Source organism: Salinivibrio sp. PR932, assembly GCF_001996125.1.
GTDB lineage: Bacteria > Pseudomonadota > Gammaproteobacteria > Enterobacterales > Vibrionaceae > Salinivibrio > Salinivibrio proteolyticus.
In genome coordinates, this window is sequence record NZ_MUFM01000002.1 from 52,980 (window position 1) to 70,966 (window position 17,987).

Genomic DNA, 17,987 nt, shown 5'->3' on the forward strand with positions numbered 1-17,987 from the left:
AAAGTCAAGAGGGTCGCCATAGTCGGCCCTTTTTTGTGATCTAGATTAATAATTGCACTTTTTTTTTGATTCTGTATAGTGCAACGCCTTAGGCATGCGCTGGCGAGAAGACGTGATATGGCTTAGGTTTTACGTCCTTGCCAACCAGTGCAACACAGATTTCTCTTACACTGTTATCTCAGGTCAAGCGCTAACATCGCTAACGGCATGATGATAAAACAGTAAATTTCTCTGCCCTTTTCTGGATATGGCCTGATAATTCAGCCATAGTGTGTGTTGCGGCGTTTATTTAACCGTCGCATTAGCATCACGAGCAGGGAAATGGTCATACGATCACAGATAGCGGGCCGGAACGCAGGCGGGTTATCTGGCTCAGACACTGATTGAATAAGTAAAAGATTGATACTCAAGGAGTAGAAGAATGCTGATTTTGACTCGCCGTGTTGGCGAAACTTTGATGATTGGTGATGAAGTCACCGTCACCGTCTTGGGTGTGAAAGGTAACCAAGTTCGCATCGGTGTGAACGCACCAAAAGAAGTCTCTGTACACCGTGAAGAAATTTACATGCGTATACAAGCAGAGAAAGGCACCCCAGCCGGTGGTCAGAACGACTACTAATTGAGTGCAGAAAAGGTCGACCTAGGTCGGCCTTTTTTATGTCAGAAAGTTGCAGCATAACTACGTCTAAACGACCAATAAACCAACAAAAAAGCCGACCTTTGGGTGATAATTGTCCATTTGTTTGGGGCTAAGCGATTTTTGCCCGAAAAGTGTTTGACATATTTGTGGCTCAAAGTAATATGTGCCCCCGCAGCGACGGTGAGGTGGCCGAGTGGCTGAAGGCGCTCCCCTGCTAAGGGAGTATACGGTTTGTAGCCGTATCGAGGGTTCGAATCCCTCCCTCACCGCCATGTTGCTGCAAGCAAGATAGATGTGCGTCCGTAGCTCAGCTGGATAGAGTACCTGGCTACGAACCAGGCGGTCGGAGGTTCGAATCCTCCCGGACGCGCCATTTACTTGTGGTGAGGTGGCCGAGTGGCTGAAGGCGCTCCCCTGCTAAGGGAGTATACGGTTTGTAGCCGTATCGAGGGTTCGAATCCCTCCCTCACCGCCATGACTTACAAGCCTGCCTTGTAAAACTGATGTGCGTCCGTAGCTCAGCTGGATAGAGTACCTGGCTACGAACCAGGCGGTCGGAGGTTCGAATCCTCCCGGACGCGCCATCATCCTTCACGGAAGACTTGCAAACGATGTTCAGGATGAACCGATTGTCGACACGCGCTCGTAGCTCAGCTGGATAGAGTACCTGGCTACGAACCAGGCGGTCGGAGGTTCGAATCCTCCCGAGCGCGCCATCTTCAATCATGCAAATCCGTCAGCGCGTCCGTAGCTCAGCTGGATAGAGTACCTGGCTACGAACCAGGCGGTCGGAGGTTCGAATCCTCCCGGACGCGCCATTTCTTTGCTTTAGTCCCAAATCCATCTCTCCTTATTGCTCGTCACCACTTCGCAGTTCGCGTTATTCTCTCATCGATCGTTGTTGTAAATACCGACCGTTCAGTCTGTTTTTCTCGCTCATGTGACCTTCCTACTGGTCAATCCTTGTGATGCGTTCATTAACGCTTTCTCCTTTTATCAGACGCTAAAAGCGATTGGCTGTGGAGAAGAAAAAGGTTTTTTCCAAAATTCGCACAATCATTTTGATTCCCGCATCGAAGCCCTTGCATAGACAAGCTCGCAATTCTGATAGACCCTCAGTACTCACCGTTAAATGCGCAATCTATATATTTACCTTTACGTAAGCGTCAAATTAAGGTTATCGCGTCTGGCGCGGTGATGGCGTGCGTTGTAAGGTAACAAAAACGCAACACATCGATTGTCATTTGTGCAAATAGTTAGTATTTTGACCGCAAACGATTAAATACCCCTTTAAACCCTGTGAGGAATCAAATCATCGTTAAAGGGGAATAGGTGACAAGGACGATAACCATGGAACTGGGCCCGCTTTTAGAACAGGCACTGATGCTCATGCTCACCGGCATGTCAGTGGTGTTCGTATTTCTTTCAATTCTGATTTTTCTGGTACGTCAGCTAGCTCGCTTTGGCGATCCTACCCCGCCTACGCCAGCATCGTCTGTCACGTCTACCCCCGTTAAAGCTCAGCCGGGAACATCCCCGGATGTGATTGCTGCGATTACTGTCGCTGTTCAGCAATATCGCCAACGCCAGCGTTGAGTGGTAAGGCACATATAAAAAAGGAGTTTGTTATGTCTACGCCGTTAGCTATTACCGATGTGGTGCTTCGTGACGCCCATCAGTCGTTGTTTGCCACGCGCCTGCGTTTGGACGATATGTTGCCGATTGCCGCCGAGCTTGATCAAATAGGTTTTTGGTCACTCGAAACATGGGGTGGGGCGACCTTTGACGCGTGTATTCGCTACTTGGGGGAAGATCCTTGGGTGCGCTTGCGCGAGCTGAAAAAGGCGATGCCGAACACGCCAATGCAGATGTTGTTACGTGGGCAAAATTTGCTGGGATATCGCCACTATGCCGATGACGTGGTGCATAAATTTGTCGAACGTGCGCATGCCAACGGGATGGATGTGTTCCGTATTTTTGATGCCATGAATGATGTGCGCAATTTCAAAGCGGCGGTCGGTGCCGCGGTAGAAGTCGGGGCACATGCACAAGGAACGATCTCGTATACCACAAGCCCTGTTCATACCTTGGACACATGGACAGATCTTGCCAAGCAATTGGAAGATTTAGGGTGTCATTCACTGTGTATTAAAGACATGTCTGGCTTGCTAAAACCCTATGAAGCCTATGAGCTGGTGAGCCGCATCAAATCGGCGTGTGATATCCCTTTATCGCTGCACTGTCACGCCACGACTGGCTTATCAACTGCAACGGCCATTAAAGCCGTTGAAGCAGGACTCGATGTGTTAGATACCGCGATTTCGTCGATGAGCCAGACCTATGGCCATACGCCAACGGAAACCGTGGTGGCGATGCTGGAGAACACAGAGCGTGATACGCAGCTTGACCTCAATAAGCTGGAATCTGTGGCTGCCTATTTTAGAACGGTCCGGAAAAAGTATGCGCAGTTTGAAGGGCAGCTCAAGGGCGTCGACTCACGTATTCTGATCGCGCAAGTGCCGGGCGGCATGCTCACCAATATGGAAGGCCAGCTTAAAGAGCAAGGAGCGGCCGACCGCTTGGATGAGGTACTCGATGAGATCCCGCGTGTACGTGAAGATCTTGGTTATATTCCATTGGTCACGCCCACCTCCCAAATTGTCGGCTCGCAAGCAGTGATTAATGTTCTGACTGGCGAGCGTTATAAGAGCATTACCAAAGAAACGGCGGCGCTACTTAAAGGCGAATATGGAAAAGCGCCCGCACCAGTCAATGCGAAGCTGCAAGCCCAAGTGCTGGATGGTGAAGCGCCGATTACTTGCCGCCCTGCAGATAAATTAGCGCCTGAGCTGGATGCGCTCACGCAGGCTCTGATTGAAAAAGCCGACGCCGAAAACGTACCTTTGGCAGACGACAAAATCGATGATGTCTTAACCTACGCGTTATTTCCGCAAGTGGGATGGAAGTTCTTACAAAATCGCGGTAACCCCGATGCCTTTGAACCTGCACCAACCGGTGAAGCAGAGCCTGCCTCTGTGGCCACCAAGCCGACGTCAGGCGGCGAGATTGAAACCTATAGCGTGCGTGTGAATGGGCAAGTCTTTAACGTAGATGTAGGTCCAGATGGCGCGTTAGGGGACATTCAGCCCAGCGCGTCGCCAGTGGTATCAGCCCCTCAACCTAGCGCCGTTCAACCACAAGGCGAACCCGTCACTGCTCCTTTGGCGGGTAACATCTTCAAAGTGATGGTATCGCCGGGTGAGCACGTGCAAGAAGGGGATGTATTGATTGTGCTCGAAGCGATGAAAATGGAGACCGAGGTCCGAGCGGCGCAAGCAGGCACAGTTCAGGATGTCCAAGTAAAAGAAGGCGATGCGGTGACCGTGGGTATGCCGCTATTGCACTTAGGGTAAGAGGGCAACATGGAAGGATTAATGATCTTGTGGTCAGAAACGGGCTTGGCGAATTTCCAATGGCCTCAGCTTGTGATGATCGCCGTCGGTTGCTTGTTGCTCTTTTTGGCCATTCGCCGTGGGTTTGAACCTTTGTTACTTTTGCCCATCGGGTTCGGGGCGATACTGGCGAACATTCCTAATGCCGGATTTAACGAGCCGGGCGGCTTGCTCTATTACGTCTATCATGTCGGCATCGATACGGGCGTCTTCCCGCTATTGATTTTTATGGGTGTTGGCGCGATGACCGATTTTGGCGCGCTGATTGCCAATCCGCGCACGCTACTATTGGGTGCGGCGGCACAGTTCGGCATTTTTGCTACCTTGTTTGGTGCCATTTTGCTCAACTTGGTTCCCGGGATGGCATTTACGCTCAAGGATGCCGCCTCGATTGCCATTATTGGTGGTGCGGATGGGCCGACAGCAATCTTCCTCGCCAGCAAACTGTCGCCGGATTTGCTCGGTGCCATTGCAGTCGCCGCCTACAGTTACATGGCGCTTGTGCCGATTATTCAGCCTCCGATCATGAAGCTGTTTACCTCGGAAAAAGAGCGTCAAATCGAGATGAAGCAGTTACGCCATGTGTCGAAAACTGAGAAAGTGCTGTTTCCGCTGGCGGTATTAATGATGACCATCTTGTTCTTGCCGTCGGCAACACCGCTGGTCGGCATGTTCTGCCTCGGGAACTTGATGCGAGAATGTGGGGTTGTCGACCGTTTATCCGGCACCGCGCAAAATGAGCTGATTAACATTGTCACCATTTTCCTTGGCTTGGCGGTGGGCTCTAAATTAGAAGCGGATAAGTTTCTTCAGTTTGAGACGTTAGGCATTTTGGTGCTCGGTGCTGTGGCATTCAGTATTGGGACTGGCGCCGGCGTGCTTATGGCAAAGCTGCTTAACCGCTTTAGCCGCGATCCGATCAATCCGCTGATTGGCGCAGCAGGCGTGTCGGCAGTGCCCATGGCGGCAAGGGTTGTCAACAAAGTTGGTTTAGATGCCAACCCACACAACTTCTTGTTAATGCATGCCATGGGGCCCAATGTGGCTGGTGTGTTGGGCTCCGCGGTGGCAGCGGGTATCTTGTTGGCGCTGGTCGGATAACGCGCCCTGCCTTGTGACGAGAAAAGGCGAAAGAAAACGGAGGTAGGCATTGTGTCTATCGCCGTTTTTGTTAAGACTAGAGGTTTACGCTTTGCGATTACGCAGTGCGTTGCTATGAAGCGATGAGTCAGGTGACTCAACCGTGCAACGGCATGCGAAAGGAGTCTTTATGTCGAACAATATATCTCTTGCGATCCCCCAATTTGGAGGACCTGAGGTGTTAACCGCCGTTAATCGTCCCATTCCGTCTCCGTCTGAAGAACAAGTGCTGATTCAGGTAAAAGCGGCAGGTGTGAATCCGATTGACGCAAAAACGCGTGCAGGCCACGGCTGGGCCGCAGAGCATAACCAAGACAAATTGCCTTGGGTGCCGGGATATGATGTTGCGGGTGTTGTGGTGGCTAATGGCACTAACGAAAGCAAGTTTGATGTGGGCGACCGCGTTGCCGGTATGATTGGCTTTCCCACTGATGGTGGCGGTTATAGCCAGTACGTAGTAGCTGACGCAGGATTACTCTCGACCGTTCCACCGAGTGTGCCTATGGTGGACGCCGCTGCCTTACCACTAGCAGGCCTTACCGCATGGCAAGCGCTCGAGCACGCGCAATTACGGGTAGACGAAAAAGTACTGATCTTGGCCGGTGCCGGTGGCGTGGGTCACTTGGCGGTGCAATTAGCGGTTCGAACCGGGGCGAATGTTTACGCGACCGCGTCGCCGTCTAATCATGATTTCTTGCGTCAGCTTGATGCAAAACCGGTTGATTATCACCAAACCCATTGGGCAACCGCTCATGGTGAATTTGATGTGCTGATTGATCTGGTTGGGGGAGAAACTGGGATTGATGCGCTCGCCAGTTTGCGCACTGGCGGTCGTGTGGTGACCGTGCCGACCAATACCCGCGATATGATCACCTCAGCAGCGGCCGAGCGGGGCTTGAAAGCCACGGGGATGCTGGTGGAGCCCAATACATGGCAAACTCAGCGCCTACTCGACATGCTTGACCAAGGTGATTTACGGATTGATATTGCGGCTGTGTATCCGTTAGCGGAGGCTGCACAAGCACATATTGCCCTTGAAGACGGTCATACGCGTGGTAAACGCGTCCTCGAAATGCCGTCTGCATAAATGGATAAAAAGAGTGGTCATTCAGGGCCTAAACGCCTGAACCAATAGGGGAGTCTGCGGTCGAATGGGCGATTGGTCATCGCTGGTTATGTTGTTTGCAACCAGCTTTCTCAGTGCCACCTTGCTCCCGGGTGGCTCTGAAGCCAATATGGTGTATTTACTTCATCACCATAGCTACCCCGAAAGCGTCATTATTGCTATTGCCAGTGTGGGCAATACGCTAGGCGGTATGACCAACTATGCGATTGGTCGTTGGTTACCTGACTATCAACCCAAGCGGCGCTGGGATCGCCACGCGCAGGCGTGGTTAAAGCGATACGGTTATGCCGCATTATTGTTAAGTTGGGTGCCCGCCATTGGCGATCCCTTATGTGTCGTCGCCGGGTGGCTACGTTTACGCCAGTCTTGGTGCTGGCTAGTTATTTTTTCTGCAAAAACAGCGCGCTACCTTATTCTTGTCTTGTCATATCATTGGGTAGCCGGGTAGGAAATTATCATATGCAACGTTTATTGCTTGTCTCGTTTTTTGTTCTTGCCTCACTGACAGGGTGTCAGTTACTTGGCCCACAAGCCACGCCAACCCCTGAAGGTATTACTTGGATCAAAACCGTGTCGCCACCTGAGGGCAGCGCACAGGTACCTTATCAAGAGTTTCGTCTCGATAACGGGCTGACCGTTCTGTTGCATCAAGACCACTCCGATCCTTTGGTGAAAGTCGATATGCGTTATCACGTCGGTTCATCCCGTGAAGAACCGGGTAAATCGGGCTTTGCACACTTCTTTGAACACATGATGTTCGAAGGCTCCAAGCATGTGGATGATCATGGAAAACGGATCAAAGAAGTAGGGGGGTATAACAATGGCTCGACCGATCGCGATACCACTCAGTACTATCAAACCGTTCCCGCCAATGAGTTAGAGCGCGTGCTATGGCTTGAGTCGGACCGAATGGGCTTTTTGCTAGAAGCTGTCTCACAACGTAAATTTGAAGTGCAGCGTGATACTGTGAAAAACGAACGCGCTTATCGCATCGATAATGCGCCCTATGGCCGTGTTAATGAAACCATTAATCAAGCGCTTTATCCTGAAGGACACCCCTATTCTTGGCCTGTGATTGGCTATGTTGAGGATCTTGATCGCGTCGATGTGGGGGATTTGAAACAATTTTTCCTACGCTGGTACGGACCAAACAATGCCACTTTGACCATCGGTGGAGATATTGATGTACAACAAACGCTGGCTTGGGTGAACAAGTACTTCGGTGATATTCCTGCTGGCCCAGAAGTGGCTGACCCTGAACCACAACCCGTCACGCTTGAGGCGGACCGCTATGTCACCTTGGAAGACCAAATCTCCCAACCCGTATTGGTCATTACCTTTCCAACCGGTACGCCAGACACAAATGCCAGTACCCGCTTGAGTGTGCTTGCCAGCGTGCTTGGACAAGATCGTGATAGCCTGCTTTATCAGTCATTGGTGCAATCAGGTAAGCTGTTGAGCGCGGGCGCTTCTCACCGTTGCGGTGAGCTTGCTTGTACGTTTGAGCTCTATGGTGTAGGTAGCCAGCAGCAATCATTGGCTGAGGTTGAAACCCTGTTGATGGACGCGCTTACGACCTTTGAACAACAAGGGGTATCGAAGGCAAGTATTGCTCGCATCAAAACCATGGCTGAAGCGGATGACATTTTCGCGCTGCAAAGTGTGGACGGTAAAGTCGAGCAGTTGGCCAGTGACTTCAGTTTATTTGGTGATGCCAATCGCTTAGAAGCACGTTTAGCGCGTCTTGAGGCGGTGACCCCTGAAAACGTGATGGAAAGTTTCCACCGCTGGCTGAAAGGTAAGCCTGCCGTGTATCTGAGTGTCGTGCCTTACGAGCGTACGGATTTGGTGGCGAAGCCAGCTAACTTTGTGTATCAGCGCCCCGACTACGCGCAAAGCGTCGCGCCTTCACAAGAGAAGCTGCCCCCCCGTCGTACGCCGGAAAATATCGATCGCACCCAAGTGCCTCCAGCGTCCGGTAGTGTGACGGTGAACGTGCCGAAGATTTATCGTGCGGACCTCGATAATGGCATTCATCTCGCTGGGACGGAGAGTCGCGAAACGCCGACGGTTACCCTATATATGACCTTGCCTGCCGGTACCTTAATGGAGCCGAATGACAAGCGTGGTCTCGCCAACCTTACTGCCCAAATGGTCACCGAAGGTGGGGCGGGGATGACCGCGGCGGAGTTAACCCAAGCTTTGAAGCAATTGGGGAGTCAGGCGAGTATTGAAGCCGATGAGCATGAAACCTATATCACGATTACTGCGCTGAAAAAACATGTAGGTGAAACCCTGCAACTCGTTCACAAAGCGTTAAGTGCGCCTACCTTCTCCGAGCAAGACTTCACGCGGGTAAAAGCGCAACTGCTGGAAGGGATGGCTTCGCGTGCCGATGATGCCAGCTGGCTTGCAGACCAAGCTACTCGAGAGCTCTTGTTCCAAGACGCGGTATTCCGGTCACCACGAGGTGGCGTAATGGAAGATATTGAGGCACTGACCATCGATGATGTACGTGCGTTTTATCGCCAACACTATGTATTGAAAGGCAGCCAGCTCGTGGTCGTGGGGGATGTGTCACGCGATCAAGCCGTGACGTTGGCGAACCAAATAACACCGTGGCAAGAGGCGCCTCGTTCGCAGCCTCAAATCGCCCGCGCGGTTCCTCGGGATGAAAAACAGCCACAAATTTGGCTTGTAGATAAACCGAAAGCGCCGCAAACCAGTATCCGTATGGTGCGCCACGGTATGCCTTATGATGCGACCGGCGAGATGTTTATCACACGCCTGGCCAACTTTAACCTTGGCGGCAACTTCAACTCACGTATTAATCAGAACCTGCGCCAAGATAAAGGCTATACCTATGGCGCCGGTGGCGGTGTGTACAGTGGGCGTCAACTCGGCACCATTGAGTTTGATGCTGATGTCCGTGCGGACGCGACGGTTGATGCAATCAACCAGCTTTGGCAGGAAATGGCCAATGCGGCGGAAAATGGTTTCACACCGCAAGAGCTCGCTTACCTGCGCCAATCGAGCGGGCAACGAGATGCGCTGAGCTATGAAACCCCGTGGGAAAAGGCAGGTTTAATTGCCCATGTTGAGGAATTTGGCTTGCCCGACAACTACCGCGATGAGCAGCAAGCGATCATTCAGACAATTGATCTTGAACGCTTAAATCAGGCAGCGAGACGTTGGTTTAATCCGAATGACTATCAAATCATCGTTGTCGGAGATGCCGAACAGCTTGCGCCAGAGCTGAAAGCGCTTGGTTTGCCGGTGAATCCGCTTACGCTTGAGTATCGCTAACGCCGCTTCGAGTAAACACATGTCGCTGCGTGATGGCTTTTGAGTGATAGCTTGTTTATCCTAACCCGTCACGCAGCACAAAGGTAAGAGAAACGTTTTGACTGATTTCACCCAGCGGTTAGCGCGTTTGGCGCAAAACCCAGAAGCATTAAAGGGGATTGGCCGAGGACTGGAGCGTGAAGCCTTACGGATCACGCCAACCGGGCACTTGGCACAGACGCCGCATCCAGATGCACTTGGCTCAGCGCTAACGCATCGATGGATCACTACGGACTTTGCGGAGTCTTTGTTGGAATTTATTACGCCCGTCAATACATCGGTCAACGGAATGCTCGATGAGCTGCAAGACATTCACCGTTTTACTTACAAGCAAATGGGTGACGAGCAGCTATGGCCCATGTCCATGCCATGTGTGGTCGCCTCTGAAGACGATATTACCTTGGCACAATATGGCAGCTCGAATATCGGGCGGATGAAAACACTTTATCGCCAAGGGCTCAAACATCGCTATGGCAGTGTGATGCAAGTGATCTCTGGGGTGCATTTTAATATCTCCCTCCCAGAGACGTTTTGGCAGCATCTCTACCACACGGAGTCCGTGACGCAAGCCCAAGTCACGCAAGGCTATTTTGATCTTATCCGTAACTACTACCGTCACGGTTGGATGATCCCGTACTTGTTTGGTGCGTCACCTGCCTTGTGTGGCACTTTTATTAAGCATGCACAGACCCGGTTGCCGTTTGAGCATTTGCCCTCAGGCACCTGTTATTTGCCGTATGCAACCTCATTGCGTCTCAGTGATTTAGGCTATACCAACAACGCACAAGCCGAGCTAAGAATCGGCTTTAATACCCTTGAGCAATATTTGGAAGGGCTGCGCAGTGCGATTCGCACCCCTTCTCACGAGTTTGCCAAACTTGGGATCCGTGATGGTGACAGCTATCGCCAGCTCAATACCAATGTCTTGCAGATAGAGAATGAACTCTATGCGCCTATCCGTCCGAAACGCAATGCGAAAAGTGGTGAAAAGCCCACAGAAGCGCTAGATCGTGCCGGTGTCGAGTACATTGAAGTGCGCTCGCTAGATGTTAACCCTTACAGTCCGGTTGGTATTGAACAAGACCAAATCCATTTCTTAGATCTCTTTGTAAGTTGGTGCGCGCTCTCACCGTCAGACCCGATGACGGATGCGGAGCTCAATTGCTGGCGCGAGAACTGGAACAAGATCGTGATTGAGGGGCGCAAGCCAGGCTTATTGCTGACCACCGGATGTAACGGCCATCAGCGCTCACAAGCGGAGTGGGGTTTGCAAGTGATGGCTGAGCTCAAACAATTGGCTGTCGTGATGGACCGAGCGGTGGGCGATAATCGCTACGAAACCGTCTGCGATAAAATGATGGCTTGCTTTGACAACCCTGAACTCACCCTCTCTGGGCGCTTGCTTGCCGATATTATTGCCCAAGGTGGTATTGGTAATGTGGGCTTAGGGTTAGCCAGTGCGCACAAGACAGCGCTGAGAGGCGATGACTATCGTGTCCACAGTGATGCGGAATTTTTGCAAGAAGCAGATGCCAGTATCGCCCGTCAAAAAGATGTCGAAGCCAGTGACACTCTCAGCTTTGAGGCCTTCTTGAAAGACTATTTCAAAGATGTGCCAATGGCAGAAAGCTGGTAAATCGGAGGATGACTTGGGTGCGTTTTAGGCGAATTTTCGCGGCACTAGGGGCGGCATTATTGCTGTCTAGCTGTGCAACGCCCCCGCCGGATAATCCAAATAACCTATGTGCGATTTTTGATCAGAATCCAGATTGGTTTGAAGCGGCGGTGGAGATGGAAAAGGCGTGGGGAACACCCATCCAAGTCGCGATGGCCTTCGTGAAACAAGAGAGTGCGTTTGTCCATGATGCTTTGCCGCCTCGCGATTATGTCCTAGGCATTTTGCCTTGGGGACGTGTGAGTAGTGCCTATGGGTATGCACAAGCGCAAGACCCAGCATGGTCGGACTATCAAAAGGCAACCGGTAATGGCGGCTCGCGCACCAACTTCGATGATGCATTGCAATTTATTGGTTGGTACACCAACGAAACCTATCGTCAACTCGGTGTGTCTAAATGGGATGTGTACCGACAATATTTGGCTTACCATGAAGGACGCGGCGGTTTTCAGCGCGGCTCTTTTGAGCGCAAACCCGGACTCAAACGCGTCGCGCGAAAAGTAGAGCAGCAAGCCAAGGACTATGGCTGGCAGCTTAAAGGCTGTCGGCAACGTTTAGAGGACAATCTGAGCTGGTGGCCTTTCTAAGCCACAGTGATGAATTAAAAGGAGGGCAAAATGCCGTTATTGGATAGTTTTACGGTCGACCATACCCGTATGAATGCACCTGCAGTGCGCGTGGCTAAAACGATGAAAACGCCCGGTGGTGATACGATCACCGTGTTCGATCTGCGCTTTTGCCGACCCAATGAAGAGATCTTGACGGAAAAAGGCATCCATACGCTGGAACACTTGTTTGCAGGCTTTATGCGCAAGCACTTAAATAGCAAGGATGTTGAGATCATTGATATCTCCCCGATGGGATGTCGGACGGGCTTTTATATGAGCTTGATTGGTGAACCTAAAGAAAGCGACGTGGGACGCGCTTGGGAAGCGGCGATGGAAGATGTATTAACGGTACCGTCGCAAGATAAAATCCCAGAGCTGAATGAGTACCAATGCGGCACCTATGCAATGCATTCTCTCTCTGAGGCGAAGGATATTGCACGTGCGATCATTGATGCTGGGATCACCGTGAATAAAAACGATGATCTGTCGCTACCTGAGTCGATGCTACAAACCTTACGTGTGGATTAAGGTCGTTGCATAGATAGATACGACATTGAATACGAAAAAGTAGACATTCAGGCGCCACCGTCCGGTGGCGTTTTTTATACTATTGACCTCTTTCTTTGCTATGTCACCAGCTACCGCCATTGGGAATAAAAACCCGAATGTCTTAATTGTTGGATAAATTACGTGAAGGGGTATGCGCGATTGCAGCTTTTTTGCTTAATGAAGCACGCTTCTGAAGTTCGGTGCTGTGCAATGTGCGGGTATTCGCTAAGCTGATAGGTATCTGGCAAGTAATAAGGTAGTGAGACCCAACGTGAAATTAAGTAAGTGGCAACCCACTCATCTCAATATTGTTCGTGCAATATGTGGCGTCATTATCTGGATGATGACGCCTAGCGCGCTGGCTGCCCTTAATGATTACTGGTCTTACAGTGAATACCTCGACCTTCATCCTGAACAAAATGCGCTGACTGAGCAACTTGATCGCCAAGTGCAAGCAGAGCCGGAGCCGCTCAAGACGTCTCCTAAAACGATTAAAATCTCAGTCGTCGTGCCGGGAGAGCAGATTTCGGATTATTGGCAGCGCAATATCCTCGCTTTAGAACGCCGGCTGCAAGCGCTGAATATCCCGTATGAATTGGAGCAAGTGACCACACGGCCCAACAACGATATTCGCGAGCAAAGTGCTTCCTTGTTCGCAGCACTTCGTGATGGCGCAGACTACCTGATTTTTACTCTCAACAGTGTTCGCCATCGTAAATTTATTAACCATGTATTGTCGCAAAACAAAACCAAGCTGATCCTGCAAAATATCACCACACCGGTTAAGTCGTGGCAGGGCAATCAGCCGTTTCTGTATGTTGGCTTTGACCACCAAGAAGGAAGCTTAGCGTTAGCAGACTATTTTAGTACCCGTTATCCGCAAGGCGCCTCTTATTCGGTGCTGTATTTTTCTCAAGGCTATGTCAGTGATGCGCGTGGCGATACATTCATCGATGCGATGAATAACCACAGTCACAATCACCTGTTGTCCGCTTACTACACCAAAGGTGACCAAGCGTCAGGCTATGAAGCGGCTAAAGCAATATTGAACAATAACTCAGCCCTCGATTTTATTTACGCATGCGCTACGGACGTGGCCTTTGGTGCAATTGATGCGCTTGAAGAATTGAATCGGCATGAGGTCGTGATCAATGGCTGGGGGGGCGGTTCAGCAGAGCTTGACGCCCTACAACGTGGCGACCTAGACGTTACTGTGATGCGAATGAATGATGACACAGGTGTGGCAATGGCTGAGGCGATTAAACGCGATCTGCAGGATCAGCCTGTGCCCGTGGTATACTCAGGCCGATTTGAAATTGTCACGAAAGAGGACAGTCCTGAGCGTATTAATGCGCTTAAGAAGCAGGCTTTCAGATACTCGGATTAACGCATCATGACTATGTCAGGCTCCAAAAAACTGTCACTTTCACAGCTACTCACGCGTCTTATCGTAGTGTTTTTCTTGTTTGTGACCGTGGGCGTTTATGTCCAGAGTTATCAGCTGACGTTGGCGGGTATTAATCAGGAAGTGACGCGCACGCTGACACAAACGTCACGCCTGTTACAGAATGTGTTTGATAGTCGCCTAGACTCGCTGCAGATCCACCAAAATACCAATGCATCCAGTATGACATTGCAAGCCTTGGTGGCACGAGGCGATCGGATTGCTCTCGATGACTATTTTATCGAGCAAGAGCAGCAAGATGCCGCCAATACCCCTGATTTCCGATTTATTGCCCGTGATGGCGAGTTGCTATGGCACGATGGCAGTAGCCTTTTTCATGGCATTGATGACAAAGGGCTTGAGCGCTTGCGCGCACAGCTGCGAGATATCAACCGCTGGACACTGACCACCATTACTACCGAGATGGAGCAGGGGTATGTGCTTATGCGTAAAACCCCGATCGTTTTCCAAGCCAGTGGTAAGTTGGGCGGTTACCTGTATGTTGCGGTGATGCTCAATGGCAATTTTTCTTTTGCCAAAAGTCTGCAGCGAGCCAGTGGTACGCAAGCCGTTTGGCTATCGGTTAAAGAGTTAACGCTCGCTTCCACACTGACCGGGGATGATAATTTCGCTAACGAACTCACCTTACCCACTAAGGGGAGTAGCCAAGCGTTTCGCAACTATCTTATCAGTCACGCTAATTTGCGTATTGAAGGGGAAAACTCAAACATCGCCGTACTGTCGGCGCAACGCAATGACAATGTACTCGCGTTACAGCGCCAAATGGGGATCAACCTTTTACTTACCACGTTAGTGATTTTAGTGGCGGCTATTTGGGTCAACCGGTTTGTAAAAACCCGTATTGCTGGCTCACTCGATAAGTTGATGCGTTATACATTGGGCGCGACCTCACGCCAGCGAACCTTGCCTTTTGCGGGCTCTGATATTGAAGAGTTTGATCACATCGGTCAGACACTCGAATCGACATTTGATGCCCTTTACGAAAAAGAGCGGTCATTGCAGGATTTGTTTGATTATGCGCTCTCACCCATTATTGTTTGGGATACCGACTTTGCCATCACGCGTATTAACCCGGCGGCCAAATTAAAACTGAATTATGATGCCGATGCGCAGCAAACGAGCTGGATGTACATGCAGTTTATGCGCGCTATCTCGCCGTATCTCAAGCGTGCCGTCGATGGTACCATTCTTAAAGGCGTCAATATCCATATCAATAACCGCGTGTATCGTTGGAACCTTGCCCCTTTGATGGTCGATAACCAAGTCAAAGCTGTCATCGGGCAAGGGCAGGAAATTACGTCGTTGATTGAAGCAGAGCAGCAAAGCCAACGTGCCAAAGAAGCGGCAGAAGCCTCCGCCCGAGCAAAATCAGAATTCCTCGCTAAGATGAGCCATGAGATCCGGACACCGCTCAATGGCATTCTGGGCATTACCCAAATACTCAGCGATAAAGTGGAAGATAAAGCGCAGAGCGAGCTATTGGGAAGTTTGTACCAAAGTGGTGAGCACTTACTGACTGTTCTGAATGATATTTTGGACCTGTCCAAAATTGAGCAAGGTAAGATGACCATCGAGTACGGTGATTTTTATTTGCACGATATCATCAGTACGGTAGAAAACATCTATACGCCGCTATGCGAAAGTAAGCGTATTGGACTGATTATTGAGTCTAATCTCGCAGACGACACCGTGATACGCTCTGATCAATCACGCTTGACCCAAATACTGTTTAACTTGATGAGTAATGCGGTGAAGTTTACCCATCAGGGTAATGTGGCGCTTGAAGTCAAACTTACCCCAATGGAGGGGGATCAGCACCGCTTGATTATAAAAGTGCAAGATTCAGGGGTGGGCATGAGTGCAGACGCACTCGACACCTTATTCGATCCTTTCGTTCAGGCTGACTCAAGTGTGACGCGCAAATACGGCGGCAGTGGATTGGGGCTTTCCATCGTCAAGAGTCTGCTCGACTTACTCGGCGGTACGATTGAGGTGACCAGTGAAGCGGAGAAAGGCAGCTGCTTTACGCTGACGGTGCCAGTCGAACATGTAGATAATAAACCTAAAACCATGGTGGAAAGCACCGTGTTTGACGCCAAACAGGCGGGCATTCAGCGCGTGCTGTTAGTGGAAGATAACAAGATTAATGCGATGGTGGCACAAGCGTTCTGCAAAAAACACGACATCAGCGTGGATTGGGTAAAAGATGGTGAGCAAGCACTTACATCTTTACGCGAAAGCACCTATGATCTTGTGTTGATGGATAACCAAATGCCCAATTTGGGTGGCATTGATGCCACTAAGGCTATTCGCCAAGATCTAGGGCTTAATGTGCCGGTTTATGCGTGTACTGCCGATGCATATGGCAGTGTGCATGAAGCCTTTTATGAGGCCGGGGCAAATTATGTGATTGTCAAACCCATCAAAGAAGACAGCTTTGTTGAAGCGTTGCGTTATTACCAAACTGAGCACCAAGCAATGGTAGAGCAGAGCCCCGCTGATCAGTGAGAGGTTTGCGTATAAGGTCAATATAACGGGAAAAAGGCAGAGCCGTTAAGTAGTTCTAACGTTAGAAAACTTAACGGCGCATTCTGTTCTACTCGGTGGTGACTTTCTGCTTTTGGATTGGCAGCACTTTAACTTGTTTGATCATATTCTCGGCAACATCGACGATTTCAATTAGGTGGCCGTCAATTTCCACGCTTAGGCGGCTATTAGGAATATCCTCCAAGTGCTCCAAGATCAAACCGTTCAATGTGCGGGGGCCGTCGGTAGGGAGATCCCAGTTCAGGCTCTTATTCAAATCACGGATATTGGCGCTACCCTCAATCAGGTAACCGCCATCTGTCAGCGGAGTGATTTCTTCGGCTAAGCTTGGCGAGAGTGAGGTGGTAAATTCCCCCACGATCTCTTCGAGAATGTCTTCTAAGGTCACCAAACCGATAATATCGCCGTACTCATCCACAATCAGACCAATGCGTTGCTTGTTACGTTGGAATTTCAGCATCTGTACGTTGAGCGGGGTGCCTTCTGGAATGAAGTACACTTCATCTGCAGCGCGCAACAAGGTCTCTTTATTGAATTCGTTTTTCTCGACCATCAAGCGGTACGCTTCTCGTACCCGTAACATGCCGACTACTTCGTCGATGGTGTCACGATACAGTACCATACGGCCATGTGGCGCATGGGTAAGCTGGCGCATAATAGACTTCCAGTCATCGTTGACATTGATCCCTGTGATTTCGTTACGTGGCACCATAATATCGTCTACCGTCACCTCTTCGAGCTCTAAGATCGAGATCAGCATATGCTGGTGACGACGAGGGATTAAACTGCCGGCCTCATTAACGATGGTACGCAACTCCTCGGTACTTAAATTGTCTTTCCCATCACTTTTCACGCCTAAGCCAAGTAAGCGTAGAAAGCCGTTAGTAATGAAGTTCACCAAGCTTACAACCGGGTAAAACACCTTCATTAAGATGGTGAGTACAAAGCTGCTGAGAAAGGAAACGCGCTCAGGGTATAAGGCTGCCAAGGTTTTCGGTGTCACTTCTGCAAACACCAAAATCACCATCGTCAGGACACCGGTCGCAATCGCAATACCGGCATCACCATAAAGACGTAGCCCTAAGACAGTCGCAATAGAAGAGGCAAGAATATTGACGAGGTTATTGCCGATTAGAATGAGTCCAATCAAGCGATCCGGGCGTGCTAGCAGTTTTTCAACGCGCTTGGCACCGGTATGGCCCTGTTTAGAAAGGTGGCGTAATCGATATCGATTCAATGCCATCATGCCTGTCTCAGAGCCGGAAAAATACCCGGAAATGACGATAAGCAATACCAAGAAGGAAATTAATATTCCCGTCGATATGTCGTCCAACGAACTGTTCCTTACGTTTGTTTTAAAATGTGAGCGTCTGCTCGAGAGTATAACACTGACATGCCTTTGGGTGGTGAGCGCACCCATCATGCATTCTAGAGTGACGA

At 50.3% G+C, this 17,987-nt stretch carries 13 protein-coding genes and 6 tRNA genes; 18 read left to right on the top strand and 1 reads right to left on the bottom strand.

Annotated features, from left to right (window positions below):
• Window positions 1-421 precede the first annotated feature (421 nt).
• The 18 genes from csrA to BZG84_RS01195 all read left to right on the top strand — a co-directional run bounded on the left by csrA (window position 422) and on the right by BZG84_RS01195 (window position 16,508).
• Complete coding sequence (gene csrA / locus BZG84_RS01110; protein WP_069591103.1) at window positions 422-619, top strand: carbon storage regulator CsrA; 198 nt, start codon at window positions 422-424, stop codon at window positions 617-619.
• Window positions 620-819: 200 nt separating this feature from the next.
• Window positions 820-912 (top strand) — tRNA-Ser (locus BZG84_RS01115).
• 24 nt (window positions 913-936) lie between these two features.
• Window positions 937-1,013, top strand: a tRNA-Arg gene (locus BZG84_RS01120).
• Between the two features lie 9 nt (window positions 1,014-1,022).
• Window positions 1,023-1,115 (top strand) — tRNA-Ser (locus BZG84_RS01125).
• Between the two features lie 32 nt (window positions 1,116-1,147).
• Window positions 1,148-1,224 (top strand) — tRNA-Arg (locus BZG84_RS01130).
• Between the two features lie 55 nt (window positions 1,225-1,279).
• A tRNA-Arg gene (locus tag BZG84_RS01135) sits at window positions 1,280-1,356 on the top strand.
• A gap of 25 nt (window positions 1,357-1,381) precedes the next feature.
• Window positions 1,382-1,458, top strand: a tRNA-Arg gene (locus tag BZG84_RS01140).
• Window positions 1,459-1,990: 532 nt separating this feature from the next.
• On the top strand, window positions 1,991-2,236 hold the full coding sequence (locus tag BZG84_RS01145) for an OadG family protein (RefSeq protein WP_077479399.1): 246 nt from the start codon (window positions 1,991-1,993) through the stop codon (window positions 2,234-2,236).
• A 32-nt stretch (window positions 2,237-2,268) separates the two neighbouring features.
• Window positions 2,269-4,053, top strand: coding sequence for a sodium-extruding oxaloacetate decarboxylase subunit alpha (gene oadA, locus BZG84_RS01150; RefSeq protein ID WP_077479398.1), 1,785 nt, complete (start codon window positions 2,269-2,271; stop codon window positions 4,051-4,053).
• 9 nt (window positions 4,054-4,062) lie between these two features.
• Window positions 4,063-5,193 (top strand): sodium ion-translocating decarboxylase subunit beta, encoded by a 1,131-nt coding sequence (locus BZG84_RS01155; protein WP_069586871.1) that lies wholly within the window; start codon window positions 4,063-4,065, stop codon window positions 5,191-5,193.
• A gap of 169 nt (window positions 5,194-5,362) precedes the next feature.
• Window positions 5,363-6,319, top strand: coding sequence for an NADP-dependent oxidoreductase (locus BZG84_RS01160; RefSeq protein ID WP_077479397.1), 957 nt, complete (start codon window positions 5,363-5,365; stop codon window positions 6,317-6,319).
• A gap of 64 nt (window positions 6,320-6,383) precedes the next feature.
• Window positions 6,384-6,806 (top strand): YqaA family protein, encoded by a 423-nt coding sequence (locus BZG84_RS01165; protein ID WP_077479396.1) that lies wholly within the window; start codon window positions 6,384-6,386, stop codon window positions 6,804-6,806.
• Between the two features lie 11 nt (window positions 6,807-6,817).
• Window positions 6,818-9,664 carry a M16 family metallopeptidase gene (locus BZG84_RS01170; RefSeq protein ID WP_077677934.1) on the top strand — a complete coding sequence of 949 codons (2,847 nt, stop codon included), beginning with the start codon at window positions 6,818-6,820 and terminating at the stop codon, window positions 9,662-9,664.
• 97 nt (window positions 9,665-9,761) lie between these two features.
• Window positions 9,762-11,339 (top strand): glutamate--cysteine ligase, encoded by a 1,578-nt coding sequence (gene gshA, locus BZG84_RS01175; protein WP_077479394.1) that lies wholly within the window; start codon window positions 9,762-9,764, stop codon window positions 11,337-11,339.
• Window positions 11,340-11,356: 17 nt separating this feature from the next.
• Window positions 11,357-11,965, top strand: a complete 609-nt coding sequence (locus BZG84_RS01180; protein ID WP_443216367.1) for a transglycosylase SLT domain-containing protein — start codon at window positions 11,357-11,359, stop codon at window positions 11,963-11,965.
• A 30-nt stretch (window positions 11,966-11,995) separates the two neighbouring features.
• Window positions 11,996-12,514 (top strand): S-ribosylhomocysteine lyase, encoded by a 519-nt coding sequence (luxS, locus tag BZG84_RS01185; RefSeq protein ID WP_077479392.1) that lies wholly within the window; start codon window positions 11,996-11,998, stop codon window positions 12,512-12,514.
• Between the two features lie 361 nt (window positions 12,515-12,875).
• On the top strand, window positions 12,876-13,922 hold the full coding sequence (locus BZG84_RS01190) for a substrate-binding domain-containing protein (protein ID WP_077479403.1): 1,047 nt from the start codon (window positions 12,876-12,878) through the stop codon (window positions 13,920-13,922).
• A 6-nt stretch (window positions 13,923-13,928) separates the two neighbouring features.
• The gene (locus tag BZG84_RS01195; RefSeq protein ID WP_077677935.1) at window positions 13,929-16,508 is read left to right on the top strand and encodes a LuxQ periplasmic sensor domain-containing protein; all 2,580 of its coding nucleotides are present in this window, start codon (window positions 13,929-13,931) and stop codon (window positions 16,506-16,508) included.
• Window positions 16,509-16,596: 88 nt separating this feature from the next.
• On the opposite strand, the gene BZG84_RS01200 is transcribed toward BZG84_RS01195, so the two are convergent.
• Window positions 16,597-17,880, bottom strand: a complete 1,284-nt coding sequence (locus BZG84_RS01200) for an HlyC/CorC family transporter (protein WP_077479390.1) — start codon at window positions 17,878-17,880, stop codon at window positions 16,597-16,599.
• Window positions 17,881-17,987 lie beyond the last annotated feature (107 nt).

What these genes read in the sequence shown, in the direction of transcription:
- csrA (WP_069591103.1), top strand. Translation starts at nt 422, where the DNA reads ATGCTGATTTTGACTCGCCGTGTTGGCGAAACTTTGATGATTGGTGAT.
- BZG84_RS01145 (WP_077479399.1), top strand. Translation starts at nt 1,991, where the DNA reads ATGGAACTGGGCCCGCTTTTAGAACAGGCACTGATGCTCATGCTCACC.
- oadA (WP_077479398.1), top strand. Translation starts at nt 2,269, where the DNA reads ATGTCTACGCCGTTAGCTATTACCGATGTGGTGCTTCGTGACGCCCAT.
- BZG84_RS01155 (WP_069586871.1), top strand. Translation starts at nt 4,063, where the DNA reads ATGGAAGGATTAATGATCTTGTGGTCAGAAACGGGCTTGGCGAATTTC.
- BZG84_RS01160 (WP_077479397.1), top strand. Translation starts at nt 5,363, where the DNA reads ATGTCGAACAATATATCTCTTGCGATCCCCCAATTTGGAGGACCTGAG.
- BZG84_RS01165 (WP_077479396.1), top strand. Translation starts at nt 6,384, where the DNA reads ATGGGCGATTGGTCATCGCTGGTTATGTTGTTTGCAACCAGCTTTCTC.
- BZG84_RS01170 (WP_077677934.1), top strand. Translation starts at nt 6,818, where the DNA reads ATGCAACGTTTATTGCTTGTCTCGTTTTTTGTTCTTGCCTCACTGACA.
- luxS (WP_077479392.1), top strand. Translation starts at nt 11,996, where the DNA reads ATGCCGTTATTGGATAGTTTTACGGTCGACCATACCCGTATGAATGCA.
- BZG84_RS01190 (WP_077479403.1), top strand. Translation starts at nt 12,876, where the DNA reads ATGATGACGCCTAGCGCGCTGGCTGCCCTTAATGATTACTGGTCTTAC.
- BZG84_RS01195 (WP_077677935.1), top strand. Translation starts at nt 13,929, where the DNA reads ATGACTATGTCAGGCTCCAAAAAACTGTCACTTTCACAGCTACTCACG.